The organism is Sphingobacterium sp. IITKGP-BTPF85, assembly GCF_001006065.1.
GTDB lineage: Bacteria > Bacteroidota > Bacteroidia > Sphingobacteriales > Sphingobacteriaceae > Sphingobacterium > Sphingobacterium anhuiense.
This window is the reverse complement of the sequence record NZ_ASZT02000012.1, coordinates 47,622-61,966: the sequence shown is the minus strand read 5'-3', so window position 1 is coordinate 61,966 and position 14,345 is coordinate 47,622. Positions and strand designations below refer to the sequence as shown.

Below are 14,345 nucleotides of genomic sequence, written 5' to 3'. Positions count from 1 at the left end.
GCCAGACAAAGACCTACAATCCATGATATCTCACCTTCCCAGACCGCATCGAGCGTATTTTCCATAGGTGTATCGGTCATACCGTCACCGTTCTTGTCTTGATCAATGATAAACTGGATCGCTTTTTTTTAAATTAGCCCAATTTTCTCTTCAAAAAAAACATTGTCGCTAGACATCTGATGATCCCGGTAAAAACGAAGTACAACACCTGCCTGCCCATCTATAGCAGGACGGCTTTCATATTCGGCTCTAAAAATAATCGCCCCAGTCTCTGGTTTAAAGGCAATGTCAAGATCCGTGACCTCACGCAGATTACGCTCCAGCTCCGGAAATATACGTCCCATGGCCTGTCCGTACTGCCAGACGTGTGTGCAGGTTCCTGCACAAGCACCGATACCTTCCCAGCCCCAAAAACGGCCCGTTGCGAACCGATACGTATTGGCTGTAGCCAAAGTTCCGATATTAACAAAAGTGCGGTCCAGGAACCAGTACGGAAGCGTCGAGTCATTCCACGTATCAGCCCATAATAATGTGTTTTCGTCCAGTTTATTTCTCTCCTGATTATAATACTCCAGTACATGATAAGCATTACTAAACTTTGTTCCGTACCAAAAACCGTTCTGCGCATCTTTAATTCTTTCCTTCAGCTTAGGATGAACATTGTTAAAATACCAACTTATCGCATAAGAGATTTTAACCTTTGTAGCAGCAGGTATCTTTCTTTTAACAGTAAGACTCCCCACCTGCAACTCATTAAAACCGATATTGCTAGACCCTGCTTCACTGATTAGATCAGCAGGGTTTATAGGCCATTCTTTAATTTGTGCTACAGCAATCGCATCACTGTGCTGGCACGATATGGCCATAGAACCATAATCACTGGCTATAAGATCTTTCTCCGGAACCTGTTGACATTCGAAAAATAACGCTTTCCCATCAATAAGATTTTTCGAAACCGACACTTTACGGACCGATGAAAAGTCTTTTCTATTCTTATGAACCCCATTTTCTAGCCAGCCACTAATCAGTACATCCAATGGTTGATCAGTTGTATTAACGACTTCAACATGCAGCGTAGTCATAGGCAGTGAAGAATTTTCGATATCCAACGGAATAAAAGGAGAATAAGCCGTAAGCTTTACATCAACCGGAAAATCAGCACTACTGTAAGTTACTGTACATGTCGGGTACGAGGGTTCAAATACAATTTCGTCCCAATGGTTTTCGCGGAGTTCTTTTATCAACTGCCTACCCTTATAATACACAGAGATTGCAAATCCCTGTTCCAGTATGCGTAGATTATCTGCAATAGCCGGCTCAATATAAGCCGAACCATCTCTTGGACGAATCCGAACCTGTTCTTTACCGTTGTTCCATAGCACTATTTTCGGTTCTACACCTTCCTTCATACCATCGTAAGATTCGTTAAATCTGCCACAGCCACAACCGGCCGTCCCCCCCGATATACACAGTACCAGTATGAAGTCCTCCAATAGGCATACCGATATATTTGAGCTCATTTTTACTTTTAAAGTACTTGATTTTTTCTCCACGCTCATATAGTGAAGCTAGCCATTGGGGATCTATAGCCTTATCGGCTTCAATATTATGAATTGGTTGTTCCCATGCAAAAATACTGCGGGACCATGCCGGAAACTGTGTCGCCAAAACACCCAAGCTGATTAAACTTGAATTCCTTAAAAAATTTCTTCTGTTCATTATTTACGGTTTATCATGCCTTATTACCATCCTGGGTTCTGAGGCAGTAGGTTTTTATTTTTGTCAATTGAACTCTGTGGCACTGGCCATAGGTAATGTTTACTCTTTTCAAATTTTCGGTTTTGAGCAAGAAATCTCGGTTTAGTCCAGTCACCGATCAGATCATTCTGATTACTGTTGATACCCTCTGCATTTTTATTCAGTACATCTTCCGCAATTTTCCAGCGTAATATGTCAAAATATCGCTTATGTTCTGCAACAAACTCATGCCGTCTTTCTTCCCGAATCAATTTACGCATAACAGCCTGATCTGACAAATCACTATTGCTTAACAAAGGTAGGCCTGCCCTCTTTCTAATGTGATCAATCATGGTTTTGATCTGCAGATCACCAGGTTTAAACTCATTCAATGACTCAGCAATGATCAGTAAGGTTTCAGCATAGCGATAAATAGGCCAATTGGCAAAACCAGCATCTGTTTTAACATACTCCGGTTCGTTAAACTTCAGGTACATATACCCCGTAATTCCCCCGCCCTCACTGTTGATTTTTTCACCCATATTATAAGCTGGGTGAGGTTGGTAAGCCGCATATTTGCCATTTGGACGCAATACAGGTTCACCAGGTAACATAAATGTTTTTTTCAACCTTTTATCCCTATTTTCCCAAGGTTTTGCCGGATCATATAAATTGGAACTGCGAATGTCTTTACCATCGGTACAGAGATAAGAATCAACCAATTCGCGGGTCGGACAAAAACTTGCCCAACCATTTCCTGTTATCCCTGTTCCTGCCGGAGAAGCCAATACTGGTAACATATGGGTTATTTTATCTTCCACGTACTGTCTTGCCAAGATTACTTCAGTCGTATTGAGATTGTTGGCCTGCTTAAACACCTCCGCATAATCGTCGACTAAACCATATCCCATTTTTAAAACTTCGGATGCCGCCTCATAGGCCTGTTTCCACAACTGTGGATCTGCAGCTCCTTCATGATATTGTTTGATACTGGCTTGATGTAAATAGATATTTGCTTTTAACATGTAGGCTGCCCCCTTGTTGATTCTTCCCAAGTTTGCTCCAGTATAATGTTCCGGCAAATGATCGATAGCATAAACCACATTTTCAAGAGCATAGTCCAACACCAGGTTTTTATCTGTCCGCGGTAATGCACTTTCATCAAGATTGATCGGTTCATCTTTGATCAATGGGATATTACCGTAATGTTGCACCATTCTAAAATAACGCAATGCTAAAATAAACCGAGCCTCCGCTTCAAGTCTATTTTTTAGATCTTGCGTAAAAGACATTTTACTTAACTGTTGCAAATAATAAAGACATTTCCGAATATCATCATATCTCCACTCCTCCTGAACATAAGCAGTCGCCGCATTATGATTACCCATACTGATATACCCGAGGCCGCCTTCACCCCAAGCATTGGTCATAACAGAGTTATCGCTTTGACAATCACGCCAAAAGTCCCGTTCTCCAGGTAATGCTGTATATACTGCATTAAGCCCCACCAGGGCATCATTTTCTGTTTTCCAAAAGTTTTTTTCTGCAGCCTCAGATAATGGATCTCTATCCAAAAACTTTTCACAGTTGCTAAAAAGCACCGGAATAGATGCACAGATTATTATTTTGCTTATAAAATTAAATTTCATGATAGTATATTTTTAAAGGCAATGAAACAGCATGCAGTACTTGTTTTCATGTTATACGGACAAGCATTTCATCCTTTTTTAAAAGTTAAGATTAACACCAAATGAAAACGTTCTGGATAGAGGATAATAACTTCCTTCTGGATCAAACCCAGGATATGCAGTGATCGTTGCCAGATTCTGTCCCGACAGAAATAACCGAAGTCCGTTGAGTTTCCAATTATCCATAAGACGTTTGGGAAACGTATATCCCACCTGCACATTCTGAATCTTGAGATAGTCGGCCTTTCTTAACCAATAGTCAGAATACTGCTGATCGTTAGAAGTATTTTGTAAGGACAATCTTGGATAACTCGCCTCGGTATTCGTTGTTGTCCAATTATCCAGATGCATAGGCCTTGCATTCTGTGTTAGAAAAAATGCCCAGCCTTCATAACCGCTGATGTAACGTACATTTTGTAGTATTCCATAAAAATTAGCCATCATATCCAGATTTCTCCATCCCAAACTGATATTCATACCAAATCGAATACTGGGCTTGTCCCGCAAAATCACACGATCCTCCCCATTGATTACGCCATCATGATTTTGATCTTGATAACGGATGTTCCCTGGAAAAACATTTGTTCCCTGCGATGCGCTGTTCTGAATTTCATCTTCAGATTGAAATAGTCCGATAGCTTGATATCCATAAGGAAGATTGAAGGTATGCCCGACCTCGGTATAGGTTGAGGAACCAATCCAAGGTCCTGTTCCTGCTAAATCCCGGACTCTATTCTTGGAAAAAGAAGTATTAAAGTCCACGGCCCAGTTCCAATCATTTTTGTGATCCTTGTATCCAACCAAAACTTCTAAACCAGAGCTCCTCAGTTTCAACAGGTTGTCTAACGGTCTTGTTAAACCAAATTCTGAAGGTACTGGAGGAGCATACAAGATCTTATCCCTATTATTTATAAAATAATCAACACTGAAATTGATTGTCTTGGCGATTCCCAGATCCAGACCAAAATTAGTCTGTTTCGATTCTTCCCAACTGATATTGGGATTGATCGACACATTGTTCCATGCCCCCGGGACAACCAAACCATTAAACCCGTACATCGCAGGCTCATAGGCCAACACAGCAGCAGTTGCATAGTTACCCACCTTTTCTGCATCACCCAATATTCCCCAAGAACCTCTTAATTTTAAAGAGGAAATTAAATCCCAATGAAAAAAATCTTCCTGATGGATATTCCATCCGGCTGAAAAAGAGGGAAAAATACCCCAACGATAACCTTTTGCAAATCGTGATGAACCATCACCTCTTATATTTGCCTGCAAAAGATAGCGACCTTTATAATCATAATTTAAACGTCCAAATAACGATTGAATGGCTACATCTTTAGCCTGTCCAGCAGATCTCATATTTATTTGACTACCACTGTTAAGCACATCGACTTCTCCAAAAGGGAGATTCTCTCTAAATGCGGAAAATTCTGATGTATTAAAATATTCCTGTGAGAATCCACCTAACAATTTGATGGAATGATCACCAACTTCTTGTTATAATCAACTGTAAATTGGAGCATATTTCGGTAGTTATTACTCACTCCTTCCGTCAAGCCTGTTGTTCTATTCTGCACAGAAGCGACCTCCCCCTTATCATTGTAAAGATTATATGTCAAGACCCGATCTTTACTCCAATTATCATAGGTATAACGTGAAAAATTCCCTTTAAACTCAAGATCTTGAATCGGTCTAAATACCACCTCAAAAATGCCCATCAGCTCCTTATACTTTTGTTTATTATAACCAGCTTCCTGTACACCCGCAATTGGATTATTCGCAATAGCAGAACCTGTTCCATACTGACCAAATGAATTTTTGATAAAATTAATCGGTGCTATACGCGTAGCTTGACTCTGCCAGGATTCAACCCCTCCCTGGGGTGTATTGATAAAAGTTTCTGTATATTGAATATTAGCTCGCGCAGTTAATTTATCCGAAAGTTTAAATGTCATATCGGGCTTAAGGATCACACGGTTGTAATTATTATTCGGTAGCGTCCCATTCTGATAATCGTGCGATGCCGAAAATCTATATTTCATTTTTTCTGTATTCCCGGAAAAAGCCAGATAGTTATTGGTGATCAAAGTATTACGTTTATAAATCTCTTCGTACCATTTTACATCTGCATATTTTCCATTTTTAAGATCTTCCAATCCTTTCTGGCCATAAAGAGGTGTCTTACCATCATTAGCCAAAGCTTGATCCCACAGCCTCATAAAATCTTCAGAGCCTACAAAATCAATCTGAAATTGTGGCGATTGTATACCTACTGAACTATTCAGTTCTATCCTTAATTTATCCAACTCCTGACCACTTTTGGTCGTAATCAGGATCACCCCATTCGCGGCACGAGAGCCATATATCGATGCCGAAGCGGCGTCTTTCAATACAGAAACACTTTCGATATCATTAGGATTGAGCGTATTGATATTTCCTGGCACACCATCAATCAAAATCAATGCGCCAGAACTTCCTCCAATAGTGGATGTCCCCCGAATATTAATGGTAGCACCACTACCGACTGCTCCACTTCCTTTACTTATATTGAGCCCCGGGACAGTTCCAGCCAACAACTCCTGTACATTCGTGACGGGTTTAGATTTTAATGCTTTTCCAACATTTACCACACCAACCGATCCAGTAAGATCCGATTTCTTCTGTGTACCATATCCCACAACAACAACTTCGTCCAGATTATTAACAACACTCTGTAATGTAATCGTCAGATTTCCACTCTGAGGAATCGTCACCACCTGTGTTTCATAACCGATGAAACTAATCTGTAATTTATCCCCTTCAGCAGCATTAATTTCGAATGTCCCCGATTCATCCGAATGCGTCGCAACTTCACTATCCATTTTCTTAATCGTTACACCAGCAAGTGTGCCTCCTTGACCATCTTTCACCACGCCCTTTACCTTCTTCTCTTGTGACGTTTTAAGCAACTCAACCTCTTTATTGACAATATGCCGTTTTGATGTTGCTTTTGACGCTATTATATACTGATTGCTAGAAATTTTTTCAGCTTTCAGATTTATGCGAGCTAATAAAATATGAAGATCTTTCAATCTTATCGAAGCACTGTCAAAATTTTCTATTGATTGATTTTTAAGCACCTGATCAGCATATACAAAATAGATTTTTTCCCGTTTTGAAATCAGGGATAAAAGCTCATCTAACTTCATCGTACTGACTTTGCCGCTATTATTAAGCTGTTCACTGATGACGATTATATTCGTTTCACTAAACATGCCTGCAGCACGGGCTGTATGCGGACTAAGCACAAGAAGGCCAGGCCACATCAAGACGAATTGTTTGGTCCAGTTGCGGTTCATAATTTGATTTTGAGATTTATGGTTTTATTGATTATTTTTTTTAAAGATTATTTGGTCATTTTCCTTAACAATTTCAATGTTATAAATACTGCTTATAGAGCGGTAAAGATTTTCCTGGTCCCGAACATCAATCTCGCCGCTCATCGTGAAGCCCTGTATTTCCTTTGGTAGATTATTTACAATATCTACGCCTTGTGTGATTTCTAACCAGGTTACAATTTCATGCAGCTCGTATTATTCAATTGCAACACGCCCGTATGCCAAGCATTCATGAGAACCGCTTTAATCGGCACCAATTTCAATTCATTTCCTTCACTTTTGACCACTTGTCCAGGTGCCATGATGACCTTTTTATCAAACTGATTAACTGATACACGACCTTCATCCAGAGCAATTAACTTGACATGTTTATTATTGATCATGTTGAAACGCGTTCCAAGAACTTTCACCTCAAATCCATCTCCTTTAACTGTAAACGGTACCCGAACTTTATCTTTTAATTTTTTTGCAACATGTAGATAAGCTTCTCCATCAAGGTCAAGATGTCTACCTTGTTCATCTTCGCGATATTTAATCTGACTCCCCTTATTTAAGATGATCCGACTGCCATCCGGAAGTGATACAGAACGTTGGTCAATTGCAGAAACGATTGCAATAGTATCAACAGATTTATAATCCAAAGGCATATTGAACCATAGCGAAAGCGATAATATAGCGAAGATCATTGCTGCATATGGAATCCAACTGCTAACCATCCGCTTCAAGAATGAAGTTCGAGATACGGGTGAATCCGAATATTCAACAAAGTCATCAACGGCCGACCAAACCTCTGATGCATACGCATCGCCATTAAACACGGATTGCTCAAAATACTGCAGCTCATACAAAGTTCTAGCTAAGTAAGAAACAGGTCTATACGTTAGCCGTTCGGCAAACCATTGCTCCCATTCATCTTGTTCGACAAATTCGGAACGTGCTAATAGTTTACAGAATTCCTGATTTTCATACAAATCATGCAAAAGCTCATCTTCTTCAGGTAGTTTCATTTAAGTCATTTAGGTTCTTCTCACTATTTGTACATCGTACTATTAAAAGACACAAGATCTCAAACTTTACCCCACCCAATCATTAAAAAAACATATCACACTGATTATCAAGCAAAAATAATTCAACACATCAGATAACAGATCGAAATCATATAAATTCTTATATTTGGTTGGCTGATAAAAGAAGCTTAAGCATCTATTTTTAATGAAACTACTAGAACACGATAATCATGAGTGGAATAATTTCTGTGCGGGAAACCGTACATCATTTAAAGTGATCTATGAGAATTATTTCAACAGTTTATTTCTGTATGGTTTACGCTTTACAGACAATCATGAGGTTATTAAAGATATCATCCAGAACCTGTTTTTTAAATTATGGGAAAACAGAAAGTCACTTCAGGATATTAAGCAACCACGCAGTTATCTGCACCGGGCCTTGCGTAACCTTCTCCTAAATAGTCAGCGCGACTCCAAACAGTACCTACATGAGCCTATTGACGAAGAGCATTATTCATTTCAATTGGATTTACCTATAGAATCTACCATTATTCGTGAAGAAGAACGATTGGAAATTCATAAACAGTTGAAAGACGCTTTCCGTCATCTTACCTCAAAACAAAAGGAAATGCTGTACCTAAAATATGTGAAACAGCTTTCATTTGAAGAAATTGCCGAAATTTTGGAAATTTCAATAAAAGGTACTTATAAGCTACACCAAAGAGCAATACAATCATTAAGAGCACAACTTGGTCAGATAGGAAATTCCCTTTTTTCCCTTATTGTATTGTACTTTCAGATCGTAAAATGATTTACTAAAATTCGATGAACTTATAGTATTAAATAAACGTAAAAGGTTTATACAGATTTTAAAATCGCATCCCTTGCCCATTTATTAGCAGTACAATTTTACCTAACGTCCACAAACTTAGTAACAAAACACGATTAAAGAAATAAGAATAAAGAAAGTTATTTTGATCGAAAAATGATAAAAACCTTTCAGTTTGAAGTATACCCCTGAAATAGAAGAAGGAGATACTATTTGTATCTCCTTCTTCTATCATAAGCCATTTGAACTTATTTAAATCTCAACAGATTAATATGTTTACAATAAAAAACGCTCAAACCAGCTATATATAAAATGATGTCAGGAACAAACTTTAAATTTTACGCCGTTAAGAATTATTTTTGACAACATCAACCATGTGATCCAAATCAAACGGTTTTTCGATATAGTCATCAGCTTTACAATCTTTTGCTGTTTGAGGCAAATCATATGATGTTGAAGTAAGCACGGCCGATAAATCCTCTGTTTCTGGATCACTTTTCAACTCTTCTATCACTTTCGTACCTTTCTTCCCTCCCCGAATATGCTCATCTACTATCACAACGTCGGGTTCGATCTTGTCGATATTTTCAATGGGTTCGGTTGTTAATGATGAAGTAACATCAAAGCCTTCATCCGTCAAAACTTCATCCATGATTTCAAGGATATCTTCATCATCCTGAATAAGCACAACCTTTTTTTTCATATTTCCAACAATTTTGACACAAATATATAGATATAAAATTAATATTCTAAAGACCTAATCAACACCTTTTAAACATGATAACAAATTGACAATCAATAAAATGTATAGTTAAATTTATGTCACAAAAGTTTAACATAAACACACTAGTAGGATAATTAGAAAACTTTTTTTATAGAGCCATCAACATCTCGCGTTCTATTGCCAAGTAACAATTATAAACATTCTAATCTATTTACCACATCGAAAAATATGGGTTAGTTAAAGCCGGAAATACCTGTTCCCTAATTTCATGTTCAATGCGCCCCATTTAATAGATTCAAATGCATACAACATCTTACTGTTATCAGCACTGTATGCTGGCATTACAAAAATATATTGATCATACTATTTTAAATTGTAGGTAGCTTATAACCATTATGGTAAGATGCCGATATTAATTTATCTGCATCTTCAGTACCAAAAGACCAGGTTTCTTGGTTCCAATAAATCTTCTTTCCCGTACGATAGGCAATGTTGCCCATTTGCGAAAATATCGCGATTGCAGCCCCATCCTCCACAGGACAGTTCAAAGTCGATGAATCTCTGCTTTTCACTGCTTCAATAAAATTAACCGCATGCAGATTCAAACCGTCATCAACTGAACGCTGAAAAGCAATGCCATCCATGCGACCCTTTTCAGGAATGACCTCCCAACCGCTTCGGTTAAGCACTAAAGTACCATTGTTTCCAATAAAAGCTACGCCATGATCCTTTCCATAAGGACCACCGTCAATACCTGTAGCATGCTCCCATTGCACATTAAAACCCTCAAACTCATATACCGTGGTTAACGTATCTGGAGTTTCGGCTGCATCTTGAGGATAAGCAAACTTCCCTCCAGATGCCATAATTGAAATCGGTTTAGTCGCCTTCATTCCTAGCAGTGCATAATCAAGCATATGAACACCCCAATCTGTCATTAAGCCACCAGCATAATCCCAATACCACCTAAAATCAAAATGAAATCTATTCGGATTAAAAGGATGTTTCTTTGCAGGACCCAACCACAAGTCATAATTCACACCTGCTGGAACCGGCCCATCAGGTTTAACAGGAATACTTTTCATCCAACCTTGGTATGCCCAAGCTTTTACCAGGCGGATCTTACCCAGCTTTCCGGAATGCACAAATGCTACTGCATCTCGAAAATGTTGTTGACTGCGTTGCCACTTCCCTACCTGAACAATGGATTTACTTTTCTTTACTGCATCCACCATCGCCCTGCATTCAGCGATCGAATTACCCAATGGTTTCTCAACATAAACATCTTTCCCCGCCTGGCAAGCTTCTATCATCTGTAAACAATGCCAATGATCAGGCGTACCGATAACCACGACATCCACATCTTTACTTTTTAATAAATCACGGTAGTTGTTAAAACCTTTTACCGAAATACCTCTTTCTTCAAGCTCTTTTATCCGCTTCTGTAAAACATTGTTGTCCACATCACAAAGTGCTGTACAGACAACATCTGGATGTTTGAGGATCGCATTCAAATCGGACCATCCCATACCGTTAATACCAATGGCACCAACACGAATTTTTTGCGTTGTACCCACTGAAGCATATAGCTTAGGAAACATAGAAGTTAGACCAGCTATTGTAACGACAGCTGTCGAGTTCTTAATAAATTTTCTTCTTGATGTGTTAGTCATAATTGTTTAAAATTTGTTGGTTAATTTGGTTGATCGAGCGATAATACAAAGGGTGTGCATCATTCTAGTTTATTTGTCTTAAAGACATTTAATACATAAAGAACCATATTTTATTCCAAAAAAGCAAAAAAATAGCAAATTGAAATATATCAATTGTATTTCCCACATTTCCTACACCCTCAAAAACAATGCTTTATCAGTTGCTACATCAATAAGACCAACCACACAGAATCCATATCCTGCATGCATGGCTGTATGAAGCTCTATAGTCCATGATGTAATTGGCCTGGAGCACATAAAAATGCTATTTTCAGATAGCTTGATAATAGAATTTCAAGCTTTGAAATGTGATTATTGTACCCTGATTTCTTTGATATTAAACATTTTTTAACTATCTTAACAAAACACTCAACAATTATCAGTTTCAAATTAAATTTCTGATAAATAAAATGTAAAAGTTATGATATTAAAAGAACAATTACAGAAAATCGCCAATGTAAAAAGTAATCCTTGTGTAACCATCTCGCTGAATACGCATCGTACTCACCCGGATAACCTCACAGATGCAGTTTCCTTGAAGAATTTACTTAAAGAAGCCGAAGATAGATTAACAACAACGTTTGATAAAAAACAATAGCCCCCCTATTGGAAAAAATACAAACGATAACGACGCAGATCGATCTCAATTATAATCTGGACAGTCTCCATATTTTTCTCTCTAATGATACCGAAGAAATAATAAAATCAGCATGGGAAACAAGTCGTGAAGGCGTACATATCTCCGAAAGATTCGCTGTTCGCTCACTTATCAAATCCTATAATAGAAGTACAAACTATTTGCTGATGTTACTATCACAAAGTGGTGTACAAATTTATGAAGCCGTAAATGATAGCATAGTTACTGAAATAAAGAATGATGACTTTCCCTTTCCGGAGAATACGCTTCAGGTGGCCAACGCAGATCAAGCCAGTAATGCCCGGAAAGTAGATAATATGGTGCGTGAATATTTAAATACCGTCGATAAGGCATTCGTAAAACTGCATCACGATACCGGATTGGCTTGTGTGGTCATCAGTACAGAAGATAATTATGTCAAATTACAAGAAGTAGCTGATATACCAGCGGCCTATATTGGACATGCTCCAATAAATTATAATCACGTTGCTCCTCATGAAATTGTAAAGCAATCTTGGGAGATTATTGAAACATTACAAAAGCAGCAACGTACCGACGCCATCAGTCAGATGAAAGAAGCCGTAGGAACAGGTAAAGTACTGACGGATTTGCAAGAAATCTATCAAGCTTCCCTGGATGGTCGCGGGGAACTTCTAATTATTAATAATGATTTTTCGCAGCCTGTAGTCATGACAGACGAAAGAACATTTGATCTCGTTGACGATGCGAACCAAGAAGATGCCATAGATGATATTGTTAGCAATATCGCTTGGGAAGTACTGTCTAAAAAAGGTCGCGTTGTATTTACAACTCAGACCGACCTAGTTGATTTAGGTGAGATCGCATTGCAAGTCAGGTATTAATAAGTGAGAACTATTAATACGATGTAAACAATTAACGAGGTGCGGGATAATATATTCCGCACCTTTTATTTTACTTTCAAAACCTTTTCCAATACATGCATCAGTTCAGTTCCTTGCAATGACTTTAACATCTTTAGCGATTAAAAAATTCATCGCTATTACATTTATATCGTATTTTTCCTATAGGTTTGATATTATAATAAGGAATAATTGAATACAGTCAAATGATACAGTCTTTTTTACTCATTGGCCAATCAAATATGGCAGGCCGAGGTTACTTAAATGATGTACCTCAGATATTAAATGAAAATATTAAAGTTTTACGGAATGGCAGGTGGCAGATCATGTTTGAACCTATCCATAATGACCGCTCTACCGCAGGGGTTGGCCTTAGTTCTTCATTCGCAGCCTCATGGCAAGCACACAACAAAGAACTTGAAATTGGACTCATTCCCTGTGCAGATGGTGGCACAAGCCTAGATGACTGGTCTATTGGGGGTGCACTTTTTGATCATGCAGTTGCGCAGGCCAAGTTAGCGATGCGCAGCAGCCAATTAGCAGGCATACTATGGCATCAGGCGAGAACGATAGTTTTGCCCATACTGCGGCACATTATAGTGATAAATTTGAAAAAATAATAACTGAATTAGGCTCACAATTGGACGCTCCGCATCTGCCTTTGATTATTGGTGAGATTGGAAACTTCTTAACAAACGGGCTTTATGGCCAATATTTTACAAGCTACCCCAAAGTCAATGAAGAATTGTTAAAGTATGCACAATCACACGCACATTGTTATTATGTAACAGCCAAAAATTTGACTGCAAATGAAGATCAGCTTCATTTCGATGCAAAATCTCAAAGAATATTAGGGGTTCGATATTATGAGGCTTTTGCCAAATTACAGCACATAACTACACCATTATTAAATGAAAAAGCACGAGTAGAAGATCTATATACAAGACCTATGACTGAAAATGAAAATAAGCTGCTCTTGCAACACAGATTTGGTTCTGGAGAGATTTCTCAAGAAGAATTTTTAATAAAAATGAAAGCTCTTGGTATTTCATAAGTAGCACAAAAAATAATAACGTTTGATTTTATCATAACAAAATAAGTTTTCCAATACATGTATTAAATAAGAAATTCTAAAAAGCCCTTTTCAATCATTTCAACAGAACATATGCTGAACTTAAATTTTACAGATTTTCCAACGCTGCATACAGAACGGTTAACATTAAAAAAAATACTCAGGAAGAATTATAACTTCATTCATAAACTACATTCCGATCCAGTTACAAACAATTTTGTTGGCCGGGACAATGCGACGACTTTAAAACAGGCAGTCAATTACATTGAAAGAATCAATGGAATGGTAAAAAAGAAAGAGTGTCTGTACTGGGTGATCACTTTAAGTAACAATGATACTTTAATCGGTTCGGTCTGTTGCTGGAACTTTGATCATGAATCTAATATGGTCGAGATTGGTTATGAAATGTTACCAGAATTTCAGGGAAAAGGCTATATGAAAGAGGCTTTACAGGCCGTTATTAGATTCACTTTCAATAATTTGAAGGCAGCAGTAATTACTGCATTTCCTTCATCAGATAATAGCAGTTCTGTAGCAATATTGAAAAAGCTAAATTTTGTATTTGAAAACCAGGCTTATAACAACAAACACGTAAACATAGAAAATATAGTTACTTACACGTTAAGACCATAATCATAAAAACAGGTTTAAATGCATAGTCTTAAATTTAATTTC

The 14,345-nt window shown here is 38.0% G+C and carries 10 protein-coding genes and 2 pseudogenes; 5 read left to right on the top strand and 7 right to left on the bottom strand.

The features are described from left to right. Positions 1-128: 128 nt before the first annotated feature. From L950_RS04230 to L950_RS04210, 5 genes and pseudogenes are all read right to left on the bottom strand, one after another. Positions 129-1,409 (bottom strand): GH116 family glycosyl-hydrolase, encoded by a 1,281-nt coding sequence (locus tag L950_RS04230; RefSeq protein ID WP_021192107.1) that lies wholly within the window; start codon positions 1,407-1,409, stop codon positions 129-131. Between the two features lie 16 nt (positions 1,410-1,425). Next, positions 1,426-1,719, bottom strand: a complete 294-nt coding sequence (locus L950_RS29420) for a hypothetical protein (protein ID WP_197086234.1) — start codon at positions 1,717-1,719, stop codon at positions 1,426-1,428. Positions 1,720-1,742: 23 nt separating this feature from the next. After that, positions 1,743-3,386, bottom strand: coding sequence for a RagB/SusD family nutrient uptake outer membrane protein (locus tag L950_RS04220; protein ID WP_021192105.1), 1,644 nt, complete (start codon positions 3,384-3,386; stop codon positions 1,743-1,745). Between the two features lie 78 nt (positions 3,387-3,464). Further along, a pseudogene (locus L950_RS31865) lies at positions 3,465-6,619 on the bottom strand (SusC/RagA family TonB-linked outer membrane protein). Between the two features lie 362 nt (positions 6,620-6,981). Next, positions 6,982-7,815 (bottom strand): FecR family protein, encoded by an 834-nt coding sequence (locus L950_RS04210; RefSeq protein WP_021192102.1) that lies wholly within the window; start codon positions 7,813-7,815, stop codon positions 6,982-6,984. Positions 7,816-8,020: 205 nt separating this feature from the next. Between L950_RS04210 and L950_RS04205 the strand changes: the two genes are divergently transcribed. Continuing rightward, the gene (locus L950_RS04205) at positions 8,021-8,626 is read left to right on the top strand and encodes an RNA polymerase sigma factor (RefSeq protein WP_021192101.1); all 606 of its coding nucleotides are present in this window, start codon (positions 8,021-8,023) and stop codon (positions 8,624-8,626) included. Positions 8,627-8,990: 364 nt separating this feature from the next. On the opposite strand, the gene L950_RS04200 is transcribed toward L950_RS04205, so the two are convergent. Continuing rightward, on the bottom strand, positions 8,991-9,347 hold the full coding sequence (locus L950_RS04200; RefSeq protein ID WP_021192100.1) for a response regulator: 357 nt from the start codon (positions 9,345-9,347) through the stop codon (positions 8,991-8,993). 389 nt (positions 9,348-9,736) lie between these two features. After that, positions 9,737-11,041, bottom strand: coding sequence for a Gfo/Idh/MocA family protein (locus L950_RS04195; protein ID WP_021192099.1), 1,305 nt, complete (start codon positions 11,039-11,041; stop codon positions 9,737-9,739). A 460-nt stretch (positions 11,042-11,501) separates the two neighbouring features. Here L950_RS04195 and L950_RS29415 point away from each other — a divergent pair, with 460 nt between their 5' ends. The 4 genes and pseudogenes from L950_RS29415 to L950_RS04180 all read left to right on the top strand — a co-directional run bounded on the left by L950_RS29415 (position 11,502) and on the right by L950_RS04180 (position 14,303). Further along, a complete protein-coding gene (locus tag L950_RS29415) occupies positions 11,502-11,678 on the top strand; it encodes a hypothetical protein (RefSeq protein WP_197086233.1) in 177 nt (58 codons plus the stop codon). 8 nt (positions 11,679-11,686) lie between these two features. Then, on the top strand, positions 11,687-12,580 hold the full coding sequence (locus tag L950_RS04190) for a hypothetical protein (protein ID WP_197086232.1): 894 nt from the start codon (positions 11,687-11,689) through the stop codon (positions 12,578-12,580). A 224-nt stretch (positions 12,581-12,804) separates the two neighbouring features. After that, a pseudogene (locus L950_RS37060) lies at positions 12,805-13,652 on the top strand (sialate O-acetylesterase). A 111-nt stretch (positions 13,653-13,763) separates the two neighbouring features. Beyond that, complete coding sequence (locus L950_RS04180; protein ID WP_021192098.1) at positions 13,764-14,303, top strand: GNAT family N-acetyltransferase; 540 nt, start codon at positions 13,764-13,766, stop codon at positions 14,301-14,303. The last annotated feature ends 42 nt before the right edge of the window (positions 14,304-14,345 follow it).